The organism is Nonomuraea mangrovi (assembly GCF_042681425.1).
GTDB classification, from domain to species: Bacteria; Actinomycetota; Actinomycetes; order Streptosporangiales; family Streptosporangiaceae; genus Nonomuraea; species Nonomuraea mangrovi.
Genome location: NZ_JBHUFV010000013.1, coordinates 53484 through 73556, shown reverse-complemented (window position 1 = coordinate 73556; position 20073 = coordinate 53484). Strand labels below are relative to the sequence as shown.

At 68.0% G+C, this 20073-nt stretch carries 18 protein-coding genes and 1 pseudogene; 6 read left to right on the top strand and 13 right to left on the bottom strand.

Annotated elements, in window-relative coordinates:
* Positions 1–46: 46 nt before the first annotated feature.
* From ACFSKW_RS07425 to ACFSKW_RS07415, 3 genes are read right to left on the bottom strand one after another with little or no spacing between them, the layout of a single operon-like run.
* A complete protein-coding gene (locus ACFSKW_RS07425) occupies positions 47–217 on the bottom strand; it encodes a hypothetical protein (protein ID WP_379570535.1) in 171 nt (56 codons plus the stop codon).
* Positions 218–247: 30 nt separating this feature from the next.
* Positions 248–385 (bottom strand): hypothetical protein, encoded by a 138-nt coding sequence (locus tag ACFSKW_RS07420; RefSeq protein WP_379570533.1) that lies wholly within the window; start codon positions 383–385, stop codon positions 248–250.
* Positions 385–795 carry a hypothetical protein gene (locus tag ACFSKW_RS07415; protein WP_379570531.1) on the bottom strand — a complete coding sequence of 137 codons (411 nt, stop codon included), beginning with the start codon at positions 793–795 and terminating at the stop codon, positions 385–387. The genes ACFSKW_RS07420 and ACFSKW_RS07415 overlap by 1 nt, the downstream gene beginning before the upstream one ends.
* A gap of 85 nt (positions 796–880) precedes the next feature.
* Here ACFSKW_RS07415 and ACFSKW_RS07410 point away from each other — a divergent pair, with 85 nt between their 5' ends.
* Positions 881–1648: a pentapeptide repeat-containing protein gene (locus ACFSKW_RS07410; RefSeq protein WP_379570529.1), complete on the top strand. Its 768-nt coding sequence runs from the start codon at positions 881–883 to the stop codon at positions 1646–1648.
* On the opposite strand, the gene ACFSKW_RS07405 is transcribed toward ACFSKW_RS07410, so the two are convergent.
* A complete protein-coding gene (locus ACFSKW_RS07405; RefSeq protein WP_379570527.1) occupies positions 1614–2006 on the bottom strand; it encodes a hypothetical protein in 393 nt (130 codons plus the stop codon). The genes ACFSKW_RS07410 and ACFSKW_RS07405 overlap by 35 nt on opposite strands.
* A 275-nt stretch (positions 2007–2281) precedes the next feature.
* Complete coding sequence (locus tag ACFSKW_RS07400) at positions 2282–3592, bottom strand: WD40 repeat domain-containing protein (RefSeq protein ID WP_379570525.1); 1311 nt, start codon at positions 3590–3592, stop codon at positions 2282–2284.
* 323 nt (positions 3593–3915) lie between these two features.
* Between ACFSKW_RS07400 and ACFSKW_RS07395 the strand changes: the two genes are divergently transcribed.
* From ACFSKW_RS07395 to ACFSKW_RS07385, 3 genes are all read left to right on the top strand, one after another.
* A complete protein-coding gene (locus ACFSKW_RS07395) occupies positions 3916–4242 on the top strand; it encodes a hypothetical protein (protein ID WP_379570523.1) in 327 nt (108 codons plus the stop codon).
* A gap of 537 nt (positions 4243–4779) precedes the next feature.
* Positions 4780–7041, top strand: a complete 2262-nt coding sequence (locus ACFSKW_RS07390; RefSeq protein ID WP_379570521.1) for a WD40 repeat domain-containing protein — start codon at positions 4780–4782, stop codon at positions 7039–7041.
* 37 nt (positions 7042–7078) lie between these two features.
* Complete coding sequence (locus ACFSKW_RS07385) at positions 7079–7372, top strand: hypothetical protein (RefSeq protein ID WP_379570519.1); 294 nt, start codon at positions 7079–7081, stop codon at positions 7370–7372.
* Between the two features lie 339 nt (positions 7373–7711).
* On the opposite strand, the gene ACFSKW_RS07380 is transcribed toward ACFSKW_RS07385, so the two are convergent.
* From ACFSKW_RS07380 to ACFSKW_RS07370, 3 genes and pseudogenes are all read right to left on the bottom strand, one after another.
* Positions 7712–8266, bottom strand: coding sequence for a GNAT family N-acetyltransferase (locus ACFSKW_RS07380; RefSeq protein ID WP_379570539.1), 555 nt, complete (start codon positions 8264–8266; stop codon positions 7712–7714).
* Between the two features lie 317 nt (positions 8267–8583).
* Positions 8584–10036: pseudogene (locus ACFSKW_RS07375) on the bottom strand (NF041680 family putative transposase).
* Positions 10037–10225: 189 nt separating this feature from the next.
* Positions 10226–12292, bottom strand: a complete 2067-nt coding sequence (locus tag ACFSKW_RS07370; protein WP_379570517.1) for an NACHT domain-containing protein — start codon at positions 12290–12292, stop codon at positions 10226–10228.
* 797 nt (positions 12293–13089) lie between these two features.
* Between ACFSKW_RS07370 and ACFSKW_RS07365 the strand changes: the two genes are divergently transcribed.
* On the top strand, positions 13090–13656 hold the full coding sequence (locus ACFSKW_RS07365; protein WP_379570515.1) for a tyrosine-type recombinase/integrase: 567 nt from the start codon (positions 13090–13092) through the stop codon (positions 13654–13656).
* 203 nt (positions 13657–13859) lie between these two features.
* Here the strand turns inward: ACFSKW_RS07365 and ACFSKW_RS07360 are convergent, their stop codons facing one another.
* The 5 genes from ACFSKW_RS07360 to ACFSKW_RS07340 form a co-directional block, all read right to left on the bottom strand.
* On the bottom strand, positions 13860–15104 hold the full coding sequence (locus ACFSKW_RS07360) for a tyrosine-type recombinase/integrase (protein ID WP_379570513.1): 1245 nt from the start codon (positions 15102–15104) through the stop codon (positions 13860–13862).
* A 23-nt stretch (positions 15105–15127) separates the two neighbouring features.
* On the bottom strand, positions 15128–15451 hold the full coding sequence (locus ACFSKW_RS07355) for a helix-turn-helix domain-containing protein (protein WP_379570511.1): 324 nt from the start codon (positions 15449–15451) through the stop codon (positions 15128–15130).
* Complete coding sequence (locus tag ACFSKW_RS07350) at positions 15448–16524, bottom strand: tyrosine-type recombinase/integrase (RefSeq protein WP_379570509.1); 1077 nt, start codon at positions 16522–16524, stop codon at positions 15448–15450. Before ACFSKW_RS07350 ends, ACFSKW_RS07355 begins: the two co-directional genes overlap by 4 nt.
* Before the next feature lie 330 nt (positions 16525–16854).
* Entirely contained in the window at positions 16855–17196 is a 342-nt protein-coding gene (locus tag ACFSKW_RS07345; protein ID WP_379570507.1) for a hypothetical protein, read from the bottom strand.
* A 921-nt stretch (positions 17197–18117) separates the two neighbouring features.
* The gene (locus ACFSKW_RS07340) at positions 18118–19449 is read right to left on the bottom strand and encodes an alpha/beta hydrolase (protein WP_379570505.1); all 1332 of its coding nucleotides are present in this window, start codon (positions 19447–19449) and stop codon (positions 18118–18120) included.
* 14 nt (positions 19450–19463) lie between these two features.
* Here ACFSKW_RS07340 and ACFSKW_RS07335 point away from each other — a divergent pair, with 14 nt between their 5' ends.
* Positions 19464–20039 carry a helix-turn-helix domain-containing protein gene (locus tag ACFSKW_RS07335; RefSeq protein WP_379570503.1) on the top strand — a complete coding sequence of 192 codons (576 nt, stop codon included), beginning with the start codon at positions 19464–19466 and terminating at the stop codon, positions 20037–20039.
* Positions 20040–20073 lie beyond the last annotated feature (34 nt).

The following is a 20073-nucleotide window of genomic DNA, read 5'->3' as shown; positions in this document are numbered from 1 at the left end:
CGTCGCACCACGAAGGATCATCTAACCGCACCACCGAGATCATTTATCAGACACGCCTTAGGCCATCGACCCACAGCCGGCCCTCATCATCGACAGCCACGGACCCTGCCGCAATCCAGCCGTAGCTGTCCTTGCACTCGGGGATGTCGGCGACCCGGGGCGGGCAGGGCCAGCCGGGCAGGTCGAAGGCACGGGCCTGCGGGGCGTCGTCGGCCATGGTCTCTCCCGGAGGGGTGCGTGTCTGGTCTCATTGTGGCGGGAGCGCCGCCGCGGCAGGCGGCTGATCGGCGGCGACCGTGAGCAGTGCAGCGGCCAGCGCCCGGGCCTGGGCGTCGGCGGCAGGCGGGTCGCCGAGCGGGATCGGACCGCCCTGGTGATAGAGCATCACGGCACCGCCGGGGTGCCGGGGACCGCATCAATCGCGGCCTGCTCGGGATCGCCTCCAGCGATCCGGGCTGTGGCGGCGCGGATAACCCGCTCCACCCGGGCCAGGTAGGTGGGCAGGTCCGCGATGCGGGCCTCGGCGTAGGCGCGGGCGTCGGCGGACAGCGCTGGTTCGGGTTCTGCGCCTGCGGTCTTGATGCCGCAGGCCCGCTTCTCCTCGCGCAGGCGCATGCGAGCGCGAACCAGCGCCGGATCGAGCTGTTCGATCTCAGTGCGTACCCGGCGCTGACGATATATTTGCCTGCCATCACCGATGATCGGAGAGAAAGATTTGTCGGGTCCGCATGCGAGACTCCGCACATGAACTTCCCCTTTACCGGCGGTCGGCGTGTCCTCGTTTGAGCGCTTCACCCTCGAGCCGACCCACGAGGAGTGGAGAAGCGCGAGCGTCGCTCGCGGAGAACTCCGCGACCAGCGGTTCCAGCTGCCTACTGGCGTGACCGACCTCATCTTTGACCGGGCCCGGCTGAAGAACGTGGACTTCACCGCAACCCGGTTCGACGGCTTCAACGCCTACGCCAGCGAGTTCGACGGCTGCAACTTCTCCGACACCTCCTTCGAACAGCTGCTGATGGGCAGCACCGGCACGGGCATCGACGGGCAGCAGTGGGACGACGCCAGGTGGCCACAGACCGTCTTTCGCGATTGCACCTTCCGCCGCACCCGGTTCCCCCAGCACACCTTCTTCGGCAACGTGCGGTTCGAGCGGTGCGTGTTCGATCGATCTCGGCTGAGACAGCAGACGGCCACCTTCGAGGCCGAGTTCGTCGATTGCGTCTTTCTCGGCCGCGTGCGGAGCACGAACTTCTGGGGCCGCCCGTCCGAACACGACCAGGCCACTCTGGGTAGAGAGCACAATGACTTCGCCGGCAACGACTTCACCGGAGCCCAGCTCGACGACGTCGCCTTCCGCCACATCGATCTGCGGGCCCAGCGATTTCCGGGCCTTCCCGGCTACGCCCTTCTCGACCGGATCACCGAACGGGTCAGGGCGGTGCTGCCGCTGGTCGATGACTGGCCGGAGAAGCGGCACCGCGAGGAGGCCCGCTTCGCGCTGGAGTTCCTCGCCGGCACGGCACGCGAAGACAACGACGACCACGCCCTGATAAGCCCGGCGGACATGGGCCGCAGGCTCCCGCCCGCCCAACGGGAGGAACTGTTCGCCGCCTTCACACGCACGACCAGCGATACATCCCGTGATTGAGCCGCACCGCCTCGCGCGCCAGGTCCCGAAGGGCAGCCATCCGCTCGACCTCGTAATCCTCGAGCAACGCGTCCTCGGCATATGCCCGAAACTGCGCATCGTCTACTTCGGCGAGCGCTGCAACGGCCTCCGGCGCCATCCGCTCCACCCCCGCCGCGTCCCCATCGTCCACGACAACCTCGCTGTCGCCGAACTCACTGAGATCACGCCCGCTGATCTCAGCCACCATCGTGGCGAGCTCGTCAATCCAGCCCTTGCAATCGACATACGGCAAGTTCACAGCTGCCGGCCCGGGTGACAGAGCCCGCCGGGCCGACAGCTCAGAGTCTGCGGTGAAGTAGTCGACCAAAACGCCCATGGCCGATCACCCTATCGATCAAGATCGAATCAGCACAGTGTCCCCAGGCCTGATCGAGGCTACGCGGCCCGGCAGCCGCCTGACAGTGTCCATATATGCTTCGACATCGTCTTCGGGCTGCTCACCCTCGCCGGGTTCGCCTACGCCTCGCAGCTCGCGGACTGCTGGCCTCCTGCACGAAACGCAGCCCCTTGTGGCCACTCCCCCACGCTGGCGTCCGGCCGATTTGTGCGCACAACTGGCCTCAGTATTTCTGATCACCGACCCGTAAGCGCTCACCCACCGTCGCACGGCTCGACGAAGCTCCCGACGCCCAGTCGCTCCCTCAGGCTGACCAAGCCAGCCGTCGAATCCTCCGCGATCTCCGCGCAGGCATCCCGGAGCGGATCGCCGCTGAGCCCCGCGACGTCCATGAACAGCGCCCCGCCTTCGGCGCTCACCGCCAGCACCGTCCCGCCGTCCCCGCTCACCATCGCTGATCCTGGCGATTCCTTGACGTCGTACATCGTGAGGTAGTCCAAGTCCAGTTCCCCCACTCCGGCGACTTCGGCGACCTTGACGGGCCGCGCCGGGTCCGTGATCCGCCACAGCGTCGCGCTCCCGGCGCCGTCTGTGGTCAGAGCGACTTGCCCGTCCGAGGAGAGCGAGACGCCATCCGCCTCCTTGGCCACGGGCTTCGCCAGCTTGGGCCGGGCCGGGTCCGATAGGTTCCAGAGTTGGCCACCGATCATGGCCGTCCGGCCGTCCGCACTGAGGTCGAGCCCCTCCCCGTCGGCTCCTGCCCGCGGGATGGCGCCGACCCGGACCGGACTCCTCCGATCGGCCAGATTCCAGATATATCCGCTGCCTCGGCTGATCGTGACCGCGATCCGTCCGTCGTCGCTCAAGGCCACCCCGCTGATCCACGAGCTGTGCCCCGTGAGCGTGGCCAGTTGTTTCCCGCTGGACAGATCCCACAAGAGCACGCTGCCACGCTCGTAGCCTGCCAGGACTGTCCTGCCGTCCGCAGCGAGCGCCACGCTCGCGACCATGAAGGAGTTCTGGCCCGGCACCTTGGCCACCCGCACCGGCCTGGAGGAGTCATCCAATTGCCACAGGCCGAGCGACCCGTCAAGAGCCCCGATGACCGCCTGTCGTCCGTCGGACGACACCTCCAGTGCGGCGGCTCCGGCCTCGCCCTCCAAGGGGATGCTCGCCACGAACGGGGCCTCCCGTTTCCGGCCCTCCTCTTCACTGGAGGCCTCCAGTGCCTCCTCATCAAGGCCAAGCTTCAGGGGGACCTCCTTCTGGATGGGAGAATCCAGGCTCCGCCAGGTGACCCCCTGGTCGACGATCGACATCAGGGCTGTCCGACCGTCGTCGTTCAACGCCATCGCTCGTATGGCTCCAGCCGGCGCGGCGACGCCACGGCGCCCGGACAGTAGGGTCTCCTCCAAGGCCGATCGGTTGAGCTTGTCCGGGTGGGCCGCCACCGCCGCCGCGCCCAGCACCACCGCAGAGGTCCGATCATCGCCCCTGACTGCCACACCGCGCAGCGCGAGCTCACGGGCCGAGGAAATGCCCCGCACGTTCCACCACTTGCTCACCCCGACCACCGCCACCGCCCCCACGGCGAGACAGGCCACTGCCACGCCTATGGCAACCAGGCGCGCACCTCGGCCAGGCCACCGCGATCGCACTTCGGGAGAATCGGTTTCCGACATCAGGACTCCAGCTCAGGGATGAAAGGTCCTATACATAGCGGATCGTCCTCTCCCCTGCCTACCGGATTCCCCGTGGCCCCTGGACCTATCGCCTGCCGACACGCCTATTGACGCGTGCCCCCACGACTGGGGTGCTTGGACCATCCGGCTGGAGCTGGCCGCCAAGAGGCTCTACCGCAGTAAGCGCGTAGACCTGATCTTGCCTTGTGCACGTTCCCGCAGGTGGGCATATCCACCACCGCAGCAAATCCGGGGATTACCGCGGCAAGGTCATTGAGAGCGCGGCAGCCGCCCTGACCGCCCTCGCGGCCGTGACCGTGGTAGCTCCCGCACCCGCGTCCGCCGCAGCCGTGACAATCAAGGTCGAGCGCGCCTACGCCGAGACGGTGCGGGAGTGGATCGACCCGTTCACCTGTCCGACGAACACGGTGCTCACCGGCCGCTCACACTACGGCGACGAGGACGCCCCTACCACCTACTACTGCAGCTTCGTCCACGCCGTAGTCCATGCAGCGCCAGAGACAGCCCTATGACCGCCAAGGCCGCATCGACTGGCGGCCAGATCGTTGGGATCAGCCACACCAGCACCCCGACGGCAACGCCCAAGAGAAGGCAGGCCGCTGCGATGATCACATACTGCGGCACGAAGATGCCGGGGCCGCGCTCCGCAGGCCGGCGGGGGCGAGGCTTGCGGAGCGCCGTCCTGTCCTCCACGGCGGTGCGGTAGACGGCGAAGAGGGCCATGGCGCCCAGGGCGAGGTAGGGCATCATCGGTGGGCATATTCCTTCCCGTGGTTGGGACGCCTCGCGGGCACTCCTGCGCCGTGCCCGGTGACAGAGGGCGGCGCGGGTGGGCCTCGCTGGCGTGGTCCTCGCAGTCGGGGACGTGTTCCCAGCATGGAGACGTAGCTAGGGGCGTTTCCGATTTCGGCCAAGGTCTTCCACCGCGAGCGCGCATCGTTCCATCTGGCTACGTTCGCTGACCGAAGTTGACGCTTCACACCAGGTGCGGGGCCACTTCCGCAAAGCGGGTTTTACGTTTTCTTCCACTCTGGGATGCTCGACGCATCATGAGCTCACCCGCCGTACCCGCAACCGTCCCCCCGGGCGCTGACGACGCTGCTGTCGCGGCCTTGGCTGCGTTGCGCGATCAGCTGGGCCATGCGCACCTGCACAGCGGCGCGCCGAGCTTTCGCGAGATCGAACGCCGTACCAGTAAGGCTTTGAGCCACACCACCGCCAGGGCGGTGCTGCGATGCGAGAAGCTCCCCCGTTGGGGGCAAGTCGAGCTCGTGGCAGAAGCGCTGGAAGCCGACCCGGAGGACTTCAAGCCGCTGTGGGTGACGGCCCGCGCCGCCGCACTTGCTCGCAGTTCTCCTCCGCGCCCTGATGGTGACTCTGCCAGGACACATCGCCAGCCACCGGCATCTGCCCAGCAGGTCGGTGCCCCCCTCACCGGCCACCAGGGATTCGTCTACGCGGTTGCCTTCCACCCCGACGGCCGTCTACTGGCCACCGGCGGCTACGACGGCACCGCACGGCTGTGGGATCGTCGCACCGGCCGGCAGGTCGGCGATGCCCTCACCGGCCACGCGGCAGGCGTCGGCGTGGTTGCCTTCCACCCCGACGGCCACCTGCTGGCCACCGCCGGTGATGACGGCACCGTCCGGCTGTGGGATCCCGACACCGGCCAGCCGGTCGGCGCCCCCCTCACCGGCCACCACGGATTCGTTACGGTCGCCTTCCACCCCGACGGCCACCTGCTGGCCAGCGCCGGTGATGACGGCACCGTCCGGCTGTGGGATCCCGACACCGGCCAGCCGGTCGGCTCCCCTCTCGCCGGCCACCAGGGACGCGTTGGCGCAATCGCCTTGCACCCCGATGGCCACCTGCTCGCCGCCGGTGGCGATGATGGCGCCGTCCGGCTGTGGGATTCTGGCACCGGCCAGCCGGTCGGCGCCCCCCTCACCGGCCACCACGGATTCGTTACGGTGGCCTTCCACCCCGATGGCCGCCTGCTGGCCACCGCCGGCTCCGATGGCACCGTCCGGCTGTGGGACCCCTCCACCGGCCGCCAGGTCGGCGAGCCCCTCACCGGCCACCAGGGACGGGTCTGTGCGGTGGCCTTCCACCCTGCCGGCCATCTGCTGGCCACCGCCGGTGAAGACGGCGCCGCTCGGCTGTGGGATCCCGGCACCGGCCAGCCGGTCGGCGACCTCCTCGCCGGTCACGCGGCAGGCGTCGGCGCGCTCGCCTTCCACCCCGACGGCAACCTGCTGGCCACCGCCGGTGACGACGGCACCGTCCGGCTGTGGGCGTTGGCGGCCGAAATGTGGCCCAGCCGGGGGTTCTTGTATGAGCGCATCCGCCGCTTGCAGGACCACCTGGCGAAATTTCGCGTGCGGGACCAACCGGCGGCAAACCCGCAGAGCATCCAGCGGGCACCTGCTCTCTTGCAGCACCTGCCAGCCGTACGCGCGCTCGCCTTCCATCCCGGCGGCCACCTGATCGCCACCGCCGGCGAAGACGGCACCACCCGGCTGTGGGACCCTTCCACCTGTCGGCCGATCGGCGACCCCCTCACCGGCCACCAGGGACACGTCCGCGCGGTCGCCTTCCACCCCGACGGCCACCTGATCGCCACCACCAGCGACGACAGCACTGTCCGGCTGTGGGACCCCTCCACCGGCCGACAGGTCGGCGAGCCCCTCACCGGCCACACCGGGCGCGTCTACGCGGTGGCCTTCCACCCCGACGGCCACCTGATCGCCACCACCGGGGCCGACAGCACCGTGCGACTGTGGAACCCTGCCACCGGCCAGCAGGCGTTGCGGCCCTTCACCGGCCATACCGGACGCGTCCGCGGGGTCGCCTTCCACCCCGATGGCCATCTGCTGGCCACCATCGGCTCCGATGGCACCGTGCGACTGTGGGATGTCGGCAGCGGCCAGCAAATCGGCGACCCCCTCACCAGCCACTGGCTAGCCGTCTACGCGATCGCCTTCCACCCCGACGGCCACCTGATCGCCACGGCTGGCGCCGACAGCACCGTGCGACTGTGGAGCCCCGATAGCGGCGAGCAGACCGGCGAGTCCATTACCGCGTACCATCCTGTCAACGGGGTCGCCTTCCACCCCGACGGCCACCTGATCGCCACCACCAGCGACGACAGCACTGTGCGACTGTGGAACGCCGTCACCGGACAGCCGATCGGCGAGCCCCTCACCGGCCATCGGGGACGTGTCCTCGCTGTGGCCTTCCACCCCGACGGACGCCTGCTCGCCACCGCTGGTGACGATGGCACGGCGCGACTGTGGCCGTCCGAGATGTAGTTGCTTACCCTTCCTGCTGCAATGGGACGACGAAGGGATGGAACGGCAGCCCGCCCTGGACCTGTTCGACGCCTTCGGCACCAGGGAGAAGACGCTGCACGACAATCTGGGCGGGCACGCCGGTACCCCGTGGTTCGAGGTGGACGACGCGGCCCGGTTCTTCGCCCGGCACCTGAAGTGGGGCCGGGCCCTCAGGCAGGCCGAACGCGACGCCGCGCGCGAGCAGGCCGACGCCCAGTGCGAACGCGCCGCGGCCGCCGATCAGCGTGCGCACGCCGCCGAAGCCGGCCAGCAAAGCAGCGCGCGAGGTGTCCTCGGCGTTCTACTGTGAGAAAGAAGAAGGGAAGGGGCGAACTCTGTTGGCCGACACTTCTTCGCGACGCAGGTTCCCGACCGGGCGTCTCTCCTTAAGGGACGAGGTCGACGGCGCTCCAGTGTGGAGCTATGGCACAGACGCGAGCGTGCCCTGGTTTCCAGACGCGCAGATACCGCGCATGCCGCACAAACCGACCAGCGGACATAGGCGACTTCAGCTCACGAGACGCACCAAAACGCCCTCTGAGGTGGCATCTGGGCTGGGATGGCCCATCTTGAATGATGGGCCACCGGTATGCCGTCCCAGTGATCATGGGCAAAGTTGATGCTCCGCCGAATGATCAGGCGGGTGCGCTCAAACGTCTCGGACGCGGGCGTGTAGGTGCATGTCGTGTCGGCCGTCGTCATGGACGGCGGCGCTGCGTTTGGTGCCTTCCAGGAGGTAGCCGGACTTTATGGCGACCCGGCAGGAGGCTGTGTTGCGCGTCGAGTGGTCCAATTCCAGGCGGTGAAAGCCGATCTCGTCCAGGGCCCAGGCGGTGAGTGCCGTGAGGGCGCGAGTGGCGACGCCGGCGACGCGGGCGGCCGGGAGCACCCAATAAGCGGCTCCGGCGACGCCGTCGTCGAAGTCGAGGCCGCGTAGGGCGATCCGGCCGAGCACCTCCCTTCCGTCGCGGGTGATCGCCCAGTGACCGCCCCTCTCTCGTTTCCAGTCCTGGTGGTAGGTGTCGAACCACTCCAGGACTTGGGCCTCGGTCACGGGCCGGCGTGTGTGCCATCGCCTGAGTTCTTCATCTTGGTAGGCGGCGAGGAAGATCGGTGCGTCGACCCGTTTCCAGGGGCGTAGCAGCAGGCCGCCGGCGGCGGGGAGAAGGGGTTGGGGTGAGTCAACGAGAGAGCCGGGGGCCACGGTGGGCGGTGTCGACAGGGCGCGAGTCACGCGCCATGATCGCTCGACGGTTGCAACGCATGTCAAGGCCGCAGATGCGGCGCATGGGCAACGGTGCCGCGCAAAACTCCTGACGAGGCGTCCTGATCAGCGCCGTTCGGACAGCCGTTACCGATGTCTGAATTGCCCCGAGGCTTGTAACGCCTACCCGTCGTGATCGCGGTTCCGCGCGGCTCAGGCACGCGGAGAACCGTTCGAGTGGTGAACGACTGCGCCGCTTCCGGATCGGTGCTGTTACCTGGTCAGATGGGTTCAAACACAGGCACTTAGCTTGATGTTTAACCCTTCCGTCGCCGGTGCTCGGTGAGGGTTTCGGCGCGTTTGGTGGTCTTGCCCACCTCGTGGTGCCGGGCCGGGGCCTGGTTCTTGGATCCCTTGGGGCGTCCAGGGCCGGGCCGGGTGGGTTTCGGTGCACTGGCGGGCAGGGGTAGTCGTGGGCGGAGGTTCCGAAACCCTCGGCGGACGCGGGCGGGGGTGAGCCGCTCGGGAGGGGCGGGACGCTCCCAGGGGCGGCGCAGGTCGGGCGCGAGAGGGCGGGCGAGCCGGAGTTGGGCGTAGCCGATAATGATCAGCCAGGTCCAGCGGTCGGCGGCGTGGGGGTCGCGGAGCTTGGGGATGGTCCAGCCCAGGGTCTGCTTCCACATCCGGAAGGTATGCTCAAGATCGAATCTGCGGAGGAACGCCTGCCAGAGCCGGTCCAGGTGATCCGGGATGATCCCGGTCGCCGAAGTCCACAGCCACACCGGCTTGGGGTCACGCTCTCCGGGCAGGTGCTCGACGGTCAGCCGGATCAGGGTGCCGTCGATGACGGGCAGGTCGCCGGGGTGGTCGAGCCAGGCGGCGCGGCGGGTCAGTCGGTGGTGCAGCCGGTCCCAGCACATCGCGGTGGCGATGCCGTACCGGCTGGTGGCGGTGGCCGTGACATGGGCCGCCTCGCCCCAGGTGGTCTCGTCCTTCATCCGGAATGCGGTGCCGTGCTGGGGCGGGCGGCCGCCACTGGGATGCGCCAGCGCGTGCTCGCGCCGGGAGGGGGCCGGGCGGCGTAGTACCCGATCCGAGCGCAGCCGGCCCAGCACCTGCACCGGCAGACCGTTCAGCAGGAAGGCCAGGCGGGCGGTGTCGTAGCCGGCATCGACCACGAGCAGGATGTCCGGGTCACCCGGATGGTGCTGCCCGGCCTGGATCAGGCGGCCGACCAGGTCACGGATCTGAGTCGCAGTGACGGCGGCCTCGTCATCGCCGGGACCGAGCCGTAGGGCGCAGTACCACGGTCCAGGACGTGCGACCGGTCTCCAGAGCGGCGATCACCGAGTACGGCCAGCCCGGGATCATCTGATGGTCGTCCTTGCGCCTGCCGTAGGTGTGGCAGAACAGCCGCTCGGGGCTGGTCGCGGCATCGGGACGCAGCCACGGGGTGATGTCTGCCGCCAGCACGATCCGCCCGCCCGCCGCCCGTGGGAGCGGCACCGTGGCCAGCGCCCGCCGCAGCCGGGCGATCTCGATCCGGCCGTGGTTGATCGCGTCGTACAGGGCGCCGTGCCCGCGCCGGTGCTCCGGCGCCAGCGCCAGCCCGACCAGGGTGCGCACCGGCCCATCGGCGCATAACACCGCCTCGGCCAGCTCGAACAGCTCATCACGCCGGGCCGTCAGACAGGCGAAGACCTCGTGTCGGAAGTCCGACAAGTCGGCCAGCGCCTCGATACGCGAGCCTTCCTGCAGCGGTGCTGGCATCCCCGCGGTCGCCCGCGCCAGGATGGACCTCACGGTCATCGCCTCCTCGTCGTAGTCTTCTCAACTCGAAGATGAGGCGATGGCCGCCCTGCACATAGAGGCCTGGGCATGCCCCGAGCGCCACAATCCGCTATGACCGATACGTCACCGATAGCGGCATATATGCAGCTCGGAGGTTAAACAACAAGCTTAGGGGTGGGGGTGCCGGGTGAGGTAGTCCTGGAGCTCGCGGTGGCGAAACTGGTAGGCGATGCCGGCGATGCGGATCAGTCCGGTGTCGGTATAGCACCAGTGCAGAAAACGAGCCAGCTTCCACGGCAGCCGCCGCGTCATGCAGAGCACCAGGAGCAGGTACCGCAATCCGGCGTTACCTGGACCGCCAATGGCCACCAGGTAGAGCCCGAAAATCAGCGCGGTGGGACCAGCTGTCGCGGCGGCTTCGATCCCGTCGAGGCCGCCCGGGCGTAGCTCACTGACGATGCCCGCCACCAGCCCTACAGACAGTCCAAGCAGGAGCAGGAACGCCGATCCGCTGGCGAGGTCGCCGCGGACGATGTCACGGGGGGTGGGGACGGGTTTGTGGCCGGGGATCATCAGCGAGCCCGCCAGGCTCAGGAGTAACCCGATCAGGAGTCCTGCCGTTAGGCCTGTGACAAGGCCGGCCACTCCGTTCCCGTTGGTGGCTCCGCCCCAGAGCCCGAACATGGGGCAGACCACGTATCCGGCGACGATTGCGGTGGGGGACTTCATCTGGGCCAGGTCGATGTGAGTGAGGCGCGGCCACACCTCCATCCAAGCGATGAGGCTGCCGCCACCCCCTAGGCCTATCGCCGCTACGGCGCCGATCGTGATGCCGTCGTGGCCGATCGCCAGCCCGAGCGTCAGCACCATGACCGCCGTGATGAGCGCGATGACACCAAGGCCGAGGACGCGCGAGCGGTTCCTGGCCAGTGGCCACAGTTCGTGCAGGACGAGGTCGGTGCTGGACAGGGTGCGGCCGTCCAACGGGGGCCGGGTCATGTTGGTGTCCAGATAGCGGGCCAGGATCGCCAGCCAGTTGTGGACGTGGCCAGGCCGGTAGCGGCTCTGCGCGCCTGGCGAGGTGGTGGCCACGATGGTGGCGGGAATGAACAGACTGAGCAGGTGATCGCGTATCTGATCAGGGCCTGTGGTGGTGCCGGCCTGGCCGGCGAGGCGCGCCAGTTCGGCGGGGTCGCGCAGGTAGGCCCCGGTGTCGGATCGTTGCTGGTAGACGGTGACGGCCAGGGTGAGTCGCCAGGGTGTGGCCAGTGCCTCGGCCAGCGGATGGCCGGGCTGGGTGAGAGCATCCAGCACCGGCTGCCAGCGCGTGCGTTGGTGCGCCCCGGCGACTGCCTCGATGAAGGTCCACGTCTGGTCCGCGGTGACTCCCGACAGGGTGACGCGGGCCGCGTCGTGCGCCCAGGTGTCGTCGGCGATGAGCGCGTCGTAGACGGTTGAACGGCAGGTCAGCACCAGCCGGGCCTTCCCGCGCCCGCGCTGGTAGGCGTTCAGCGCCCGCAGCGCCTCGCCCGCGCGTGAGCCGTAGCCGGGCTCGGGTTCGGTGTCCATCTCATCCAGGCCGTCGATGACCGGGAGCACCCGATCGGCCCGCAGCAGGGCCCGCGCGGTGGCCTTGGACAGGTTGAAGTTGCGTACCAGGTGCGCCGCCAGCCAGTCCTCCACGCTCGTCTGAGCATCCCAGGCCGCTGCGGACAAGCGGACCGGGATCGGATCGTCGGGTCTGCGATCGGCGTCGGTCAGCAGGCCCAGTATCAGCTCGATCGCGAGCACCGTCTTGCCGGACCCGGCGTCTCCGGTGATCACCAGCCGCTGCGGTCTCAGCTTCCGGAAGTACCCCGCCACGTTCGCCATCGTTGCCTCAGACGCGGCTTCGTCGGCATTGTGGCCGGGCACGGGGGTGAGGACGAAAGCAACATCGATCGTGCGGTCCTGCCGGCCCAGCAGTTGCCCCCGCTGTGCGGTCTCGGCGGTCACGACCGCTGCTTCGAGCTTCCGCGCCCACAGGTCCACATCGGTATCGGTAATCTGCTTGGCCCGGACCGTCTGCCATCCTGACCAGATTGACGCCATCAGCGACAGCGTCGACACCATGAGACTGGCAGGGTCGACATCACCCCACCCCGCATCCTTCAAACCCATCCAGGCGAATACGCCGGCCACCATGAACAGCAGCCCGCACGCCCACATCCGGCCAGCCCTGCGATCCTCACCCATAATCGACCATCATCGGCATGCGTGCGCCCCTGGCGCATCAAAGTCCGGCCAATCACCATCTGCCTTGCACCAGGGGCGGTCATCGGCTCTCCTGGTTGGCCCGGTGGTAAGAATCGCGTCACACGGCCCAAACGAGCCGCGTCGCCCCAGGTCACGGTGCGCGACTGTGCCATACGCCGAGGGCCGGTTTCGGTCCGGGCGTTCAGGGATGAGTCAGGCGCTCTGCGGCACGATAACGCCGGATCGGGCGTTTCCGCAGGTCACGTTGCTCGCTAAGGTCCGAGGGCTCCGCTTACATACCGTCGCTTTGAGCCGTGTGACGCGATTCTTACCGACACCCCTAGATGTGAGGCAGTCCCAGCAATCTGAGGTATCTGCCCATTCGTCTCACAGACCTGAGGCAGGATCGCTGAAGTGCAGCACCGACCCCATCGTGATCACCGAGGCCGACGGGCCCACACGCGCTGCCGCCTGGATGCCCTTGTCCTGCCTGGACGATGGGAAACTGTCCCCAGCAGCGATCGACGGCCTCCAGATGATCAATGCGTGAGCGACGAGCGGGCCGCCTATTCGACACGTTCGGCGTTGGCGTCGTAGCCGCCTCCGTCCGGGTAGACCCACGCTCCGGTGAGGCTACGGCCGTCCGGACTGAAGATGCCCTGGTAGTAGGCGGGGGAGCCCCGCTCGCCCGCCCAGATGGTGAGGGTGTCGTCCTCTATTTCATAGGTGTAGTCGAGGGTGCTGCCATCGTCGCCGTAATACTGCCCCGCCCCGCCAGCGCGGCCGACGTCGCCAAGGTGCTCGCGGTGATCTGCTCGCGGCGGCCGCGCAAGGACCTGCCGCTGGACCGGCTGCGCGACCGGGTGCTGTTCGAAACGGCCTACGCGTGCGGCGCCCGCGCCTCAGAAGTGTGCGGGCTGTACGTCGAAGACCTGGACCTGCGTCTGGACGACGAACACGTCCGCGTCCACGGCAAGGGCGGCAGCGTACGCACTGTCCTGCTGGACGACCGCGGCTACGTCACCCTGCTCAAGCTCTACCTGGCCCGCGCGGGCTACAGCGCCGGGCCGCTGTTTCGCGCCTCCATCAACGGCCGCGGCGGTCCGCTGTCCTACGACGCCGCCCACCACCGCTGGCAGATTTACTGCGCGCAGGCTGGCGTCGAGATCGACATTCACCAGCTGCGCCACGCGCACGCCACAGAGCTGATCAATGCCGGAGTGTCCATCGAGGCCGTCCGCCGCCGTCTCGGCCACGCCTCCACCGAAACCACCCAGCTCTACGCGTTGCTCGACGACAAGGTCGCCGACGCCGAGATCCGCGCCGCCCGCCGCCGCCGAGATCGGGCAGCCAGCCGTACCTGACCTCTACCGCTCGGGCAGTGGTCCTGGATCGGTGAGCTGCAAGATCAACGCCGTTTGGGGCTCATGACACGTTTCTTACTGGCACGTCCGCCGTGAGTTCAGCCAGACTGAAGGACATTCATCGGGAACACACGCGAGTTTGCTGGGTGAGATCTGAAAACGCGGGGAGTTCGTCGTTGACGCCGGCGTCATGACCCAAGGCATCACGGTTGGGGTGTCTGATCGAGCTCGTCGGCGAGTAGATGCTCGGCGACGGCGGAGTATCTGGCGGCGGTGCTGTGCGAGATCCCGAAGACCAGCGACAGGTGAAGCGGGTCCGCTCCTCCGGCGAGAGCTTCGTGGAGGATGCGGTCCTTGCGTATCCGGTCGACACTGCATCCGGTGCGGGTCATCCGCAACGTCACGAATTGTTGGCTGATCGGACCAGTGCCGTGGGCGGTCTTGTCGCTGATCAGGACGTGGGGGTTGGTGGTGTGCGGCCAGGTTGCGCGTCGGTGGCGGAGCCAGCGGCGGAGTACTCGATGACTGAGGTCACCGAGTCGCTGGCGGCGGCCGGCGAGGGTGATTCGCCGATTGGCCAGATCGACGTCGTCGAGTGTCAGGTGGCGGATGGCTCCGGTGCGAGCCGCGTTCTCGGCGGCCAGTGCGATGATGACTCGTCCGGCGAGGTCATCGGCCTGTTGCTCGATGGCCCGAATCTCCTCATCGGCCATCGGAAGCAGGGCGAAGTCCGCTGGTCGGCCCTTCAACCCGGTCGTCGGGTTGGAGAAGATCAGGCCGCGCTTCCTGGCGAATCCGAACAGCGATCGCATCGCGCTGGTCGCGGTGGCGCGTCGTGAACCGCTGAGCGGTCCAAGCGCTGTTCTGATGTCGGAGCGGGTGACCTCTCGCAAGTGGTCGTAGCCCGCCGCCCAGTCGTCGAGGAATGGCCGGATGCATCCGAAGTAGACATAGATGCTGGATGCGGACCGGGGTCGTGACCTGGTGTCGCCGTTGAGGAGGACCAGCAGCCACTGCCGGACGGGATTGATGAAGCCGGGTGCGAGATGGCTTGTGACGCGGTCGATCCAGGATCTGATCGCTGGAGCGGAGTCGTCGTGGAGCAGGTCCAGATCGGTGAGTACTTCGATGAGGCGAGGCCGCGACACCCAGCGCTGCGGCCGGGCTCGGACCTCGCTAAGCGGGACGCGCTCACCTGCCGGGAGGCTAGTCAGCACCGTGACGAGCCCATCCAGCACGCATCTGGTGGTCGAGGGGTTCCAGCCACCGACTTGGCCGAGTTCCTGAGCGTGACGTGCCGCTGCCCGCAGCACCGGATCGTCTGCCGTCAGCGCCGGGTGCCGCCAGCGAGGCGGGACGGGTTGGCCGTCCTTGCGCCGACGCTCTGATGCTCGCGCCGAGCACGCGTTGCTGCAGTAGACCTGGTCGCGGCGCCGCTTCTCGGGCAACGGGGTGCCGCAGTGTGCGCAGTTCATCGAGGCGGTAGCGACCGCCCGCCCCCGGTGCGCGGGGCGACCGGCCGATCTTGGCCGACCGCCGTGCTCTGGTCATCGTTGTGGTGCCGCGGCTGGGCGACAGCCTCGGGTTCGGGGATCAGCAGTTCGTCGACGCCGCAGCCCAGCACGGCGCAGATGACGTCGAGCTCGTCGAGCTTGACCACGTTGGGGCTTCCCGACCACAGTCCCGACATCTTGCCGGCACTGATGACCAGGCCACGTTCTGCGAGCATCCGCTGGAACTCGCTGGCCTTCCAGATGCCGCGGTTCGCGGCCGCCAGGCGCAGGTTCCATTTCATCGGGTGAGTCCTTTCCATCGGTCGGCGACGCGGCGCTGTCCGGTGACCCAAGCGTCTTCGACATGGGTGGCATGGACGTGGACGTATCTGGCCGTGGTGCCGGTCCAGGCGTGGCCGAGCAGCTCCTGGATCGCGAACAGGTTCATCCCGGCCAGGTAGAGCTGGGAGGCGCAAAAGTGCCGCAGCACATGCGGCGTTAGCCGCCCCGACCAGGTCGGCAGATACCGGTCGACAGCGTCGATCAAGGCGCGGCGAAACACGTCCGCCGTGGCGCGGGTGCACGTGCCCTCAGCGTTCTTCCGCTCGGAGGGGAACAAGGGCGTGCGGTGACTGGACAGGTCGAGCTCAAAGAGCCCGAGGACGTCTTCGATGAACCAGCGCAGGCTGCGATCGGCGCCGTTGATTAGGGGCACCAGCCGTGGCTTGGGCCCTTTGCGGCGAGATCCCTTCCCGTGGCGGACGTTCAGCTTGCCGAACCGGCCCAGCTCCCAGCGCACGTCATCTAGGTCGAGCATCCGGGCCTCGTTGATCCGTAACCCGACGTCGGCGACCAGCCGGGCCACGGCGTAGTTGCGGGCCGCCGGGGCGAACTTGCGGCAGCTCAGCAGCTCTTTGCGCCACCCGGCGAACAGCTGCTCGATCTCCTCGACGGTCGGTGGGACCCGCAGCTGCGGATCCACGGACAACCGCGGCCGGTTGACCTCATCGAGAGGGCACTCGACGACGCGGCCAGTGAGGTTGTGCAGCTCAACCCTGTGCCGAAGCTCCAAAAACCGGAAGAACACCGTCAGAGCAGCCGCTCGCCCGGTGCGAGTGGAGGGCTTGGCGTCTCGCAGCACCTTGCCGAAGTAGGCGTCGCCGTCTTCGGGTTGCATCTCCCACAGCGGCCGGCCGAACCAGTCCCGGATCAGCTCCAGATGATTGGCGTCGTTGCGGATGGTGCTGTCGGTCAGCCCTGCTGACGCGCGAGCCAGCACGAACCCCGCCAGGACGTCGGTCTCGAAGGCGGCAAGATCTTCTTCGCTGCCAGGGGCTCGATACTCGCGTAGATCTCGTACGACTCCCAGCGCCAACCCGCGCCTCCCGACTTCACCAGCGCCGCCATCTCATCACTCCTGTGACAGAAGCTTCACGGAGAGTGAAGCTACTTCAGGGCGTGCTGATCGATCTGGCAAACGGGAGAAGACGCAGTTCGCAGGCAGTGAGCGTGCAGGGTGAGGAGGGTTCGGCGCCCTTAACTCAAGAACTGTTGCTTACCCTAGGACTGAAGGGGTAAGGGGTGCCTCCTCGGTGTTCCCGGTAAGTGTTCATGGACGCGAACGTCGCAGCAGGCCGCGCAGGGGCGCCTCTGGCCGCACCTCATCGGTTGTACGGCCAAGCCCTCAACCGAGTCGACGCGGCGGTTACTGGATGTAGCTGATGAGGAAGGGAAGCTGCTGGTTTCCGTCCTCCATGGTGCCGATCGATCCGTTGGGGTGGAGCACGACGTTGCCCTCGCCGTAGCTGTCACCCCTCCAGGAGTAGATCCACGCCGGGCCGTCGAGGTATTTGGCAGCACTGGTGCGCCATGTGTCGGAGGGGATGTCGGCCAGCTGGTGCCCCTCTCCTCTGGAGGCGGCGAAGGCGTGGGCCTCGTTGCGCGTCTTCTTGTAGCTCTTTCCGTACCAGTACAGCCGGTAGGTGCCCTGGGCGGTCTCCTCGGCGCCGGTGGCGAGAATGGGAATCTGTGTCAGCTGTTCGGTCATCGCTGTTCCACCTCTCATTTGGGGGATGTGTGTGTGGAACACCATCCCCCCACTGCTACCCAGAGCTATATATCCGTTACTTAAAGTAATGAAACGGTGGAAGAGGTAGGCGATCTTCCTTCGGCAGGATCTCGGCCCGGTCCAAGGAGATGCTGGCCGCCTTGATGCCGCCTCGCCCGAGGTCAGCCGCTTGTAGGCGTGCCCGAGACGTCACAGGGGCTGGCGGGTGTGACGGCTTGGCGTAGCGGCTGCGCGGCCGAGGAGAGGCGTCGGCGGGCCCGCCAGGCCCCAGCTGAAGGTCACCTTGCGCGGGGTCCGCCCGCCCGTTGGCGGCGGCAGCGGGCCAAGGAGAAGGCAGCGGCCGCCGCGGCGGCGAAGGCCTCGCCTGCTCCGCCAGAACCCGAGGCCGGCGCTCCCGCAGACGGCCGGGCGGCGAACGAACCCCCGGCGTCGACGGCATCGCGTTGCGGGGTGTTGGGTAAGACTGCTGTCACCTGGTACATGGGATTGCGTTAGTGCACGTCAACGAGCGTCTTCCCTGGACTGACAGCGAATCTTTCGCCGATCCTCGACCCGCACGAACTTTCTCGAACATGGCCCCGTGCGGCGAGATCCAGCTGCGAACCGATCGCCGCCTGGAACTGACCAGTCTGCCGGGCGAAGCGGGACTTGATCAGCAACCGAACGGCCAGCGGCTTTAGCGAGCCGCGGGGTTCGGGTCCTCGCCACTGGCCGTTCCGGCGCAGGTAGGCCCTCTCGGGATGCGGATGCGGGTGTTCGCCCGCAAGGTGTCGGAGAGTGTGCCGGGGCCTCCGGGAGATCGGCAAGAAGGAACGCCCGGTTGTCCACATGCACTTCGGACAGTCAGTGGCTTGGGCTATCCGCACCGTCGTGTCCTCTGGGCTGGCGATTGTGGCCCGGTCACCGTTGTGCCAGCCAGTCGGCGACGTCGGTGACCACGGCCGCGTCGACGTGCTGGGGCTTGTCGTAGTCCGCGGGCGTGGACGGGCCTGAGCCGGGGAAGAACAGGTGGTCGTCGGCGTCGTAGACGCGGATGGTGACGTCCGTACGGTGGGCGAGGCCTGCCTGCCAGCCAGCGAGGTCGTCGGCGACGGTCACCTGGTAGTCGCGGCCGCCCTGGAGGATGAGCATCGGCTTGTCCAGCGCAGCCGCGGTCGCGACCGGGTCGTAGCCGCGCAAGTCCAGCCAGTACGCTCCCGGAAAGCCGAACGGCAGGTCCGCGGCGGGTGTCTCGGCCGACAGCTGAGGGCTGTCGACGAGTGCGGCCTGCCGCGTGATCGCCTCGACCGCGGCCTGCGCACCGGGATCGAGCGAGGCGAGATGGCGGACGACGCGAACGGCGGCCCGGTGCATGGGCTGGGTGTCACCGGCCAAGAGCACCAGCCCGGCCACAGACGGTTCGGCGGCGGCGACCCTTGGGGCCACCTTGCCGCCCATGCTGTGGCCTGCGACAAACACCCGCGCGGCGTCGACGGCAGGGTGGCGCTGGAGCAGGCGGATGGCCGCGACGGCGTGCGGGACGTACTCATCGCTCATCGTGAAGTCCGAGATTGCCGCCACCTGGGCGGCGTGGGTGTGGGTCACCTTGTCAAAGCGCAGCGCTGCCACGCCGCGGCCGGCCAGCCCCCAGGCCAGATCCTTGAGGGGCTTGTTGGGGCCGCTGGTGGCGTCCCGGTCGAACGGCCCGCCGCCGCTGAGCAGCACCACCGCGGGCCACGGTCCGCGCCCGCGCGGCAAGCTCAACGTGCCGGGTACGGCCAGCGCGCCGGAGCCCACGGTGACCTCATGCTCATGGAACCGTTTGCGGCGGACGTACGACGGCGGCGTCCACGGCTCGGTGAGCGGAGGCGTGAGCCGCAGATCCTGCAGCAGACCGGTCTCGTCGACCACTATGACCACCGTCAGCCCGCCATGTTCGTACGTCACCGGGACGCTCACCTTGACCAGCTCGGCCTTCCCCGATGCGGTCACCCAGCTCCCGGGGGCCGGCTCGCTGATCGGCGCCCCAACCGCGGAGATCGCCCCGATCCTGGAAAGCTGACTCTCCCAGGCGACCTGCAGCGTCTCAGCGGAGACCACCGCCCGCAGCGGTGGGGCGAACAATGTCTCAATGTCCGCAAAGCGTCCACTCCGCGCCATCTCGACGACCGCCGCGGCGATCGCCGCCGGATCCGTTCCCATAGTCATTCCGACACCATCCTTTCTACTATTTTGCGAACGGTAGCACATCATGAGAATATTGCATCGTGGACACTCTGGAGCTACTGGCGCATCCGGTGCGGCTGCGGATCGTGCATGCGATGCGCGGAGAGCGGGAACTCACCACCGGCCAGCTATGCGCACGGATCCCCGACACATCAAAGGCAATGGTCTATCGGCACGTCGACCTGCTCGCGGCCAGCGGAATCCTGGAAGTGGCGGGCGAGAGGCGGGTGCGGGGCGCGGTGGAGCGCCGCTACCGGCTACGCCACGACCGAGCCGTCCTCGACGCCGATGCACTCGCCGCCATGACGCCCGACGGCCACCGGCGCGCGTTCGCCACCGCGATGGCCGTCTTGGTAGCTGAATTCAACGCCTACCTCGACCGCGAGGATGCCGACCCGGTGGCGGACCTCATCGGCTACCGGCAGCACGCCGTCTGGCTCACCCGCGGCGAGCTGGAAGAAATGATCAGCGAGTTCCGTCGCGTGATCCTGCCCCTGTTGACCAACCAGCCAACGCCGGACCGCACACAGCACCTGCTCAGCCCGATCTTCTTCCCGGTCGAACAGCCACCCACCGACTCCGAATCGGGCCCAGATCGTCCTGACCCATGTACGTGATAACAGCGTATTATCGCGTACATGAGTGATCATG

What these genes read in the sequence shown, in the direction of transcription:
- ACFSKW_RS07345 (WP_379570507.1), bottom strand. Translation starts at nt 17,196, where the DNA reads ATGACCGAACAGCTGACACAGATTCCCATTCTCGCCACCGGCGCCGAG.
- ACFSKW_RS07355 (WP_379570511.1), bottom strand. Translation starts at nt 15,451, where the DNA reads ATGAAATGGAACCTGCGCCTGGCGGCCGCGAACCGCGGCATCTGGAAG.
- ACFSKW_RS07390 (WP_379570521.1), top strand. Translation starts at nt 4,780, where the DNA reads ATGAGCTCACCCGCCGTACCCGCAACCGTCCCCCCGGGCGCTGACGAC.
- ACFSKW_RS07420 (WP_379570533.1), bottom strand. Translation starts at nt 385, where the DNA reads ATGCTCTATCACCAGGGCGGTCCGATCCCGCTCGGCGACCCGCCTGCC.
- ACFSKW_RS07405 (WP_379570527.1), bottom strand. Translation starts at nt 2,006, where the DNA reads ATGGGCGTTTTGGTCGACTACTTCACCGCAGACTCTGAGCTGTCGGCC.
- ACFSKW_RS07370 (WP_379570517.1), bottom strand. Translation starts at nt 12,292, where the DNA reads ATGGGTGAGGATCGCAGGGCTGGCCGGATGTGGGCGTGCGGGCTGCTG.
- ACFSKW_RS07340 (WP_379570505.1), bottom strand. Translation starts at nt 19,449, where the DNA reads ATGATGTGCTACCGTTCGCAAAATAGTAGAAAGGATGGTGTCGGAATG.
- ACFSKW_RS07425 (WP_379570535.1), bottom strand. Translation starts at nt 217, where the DNA reads ATGGCCGACGACGCCCCGCAGGCCCGTGCCTTCGACCTGCCCGGCTGG.
- ACFSKW_RS07385 (WP_379570519.1), top strand. Translation starts at nt 7,079, where the DNA reads ATGGAACGGCAGCCCGCCCTGGACCTGTTCGACGCCTTCGGCACCAGG.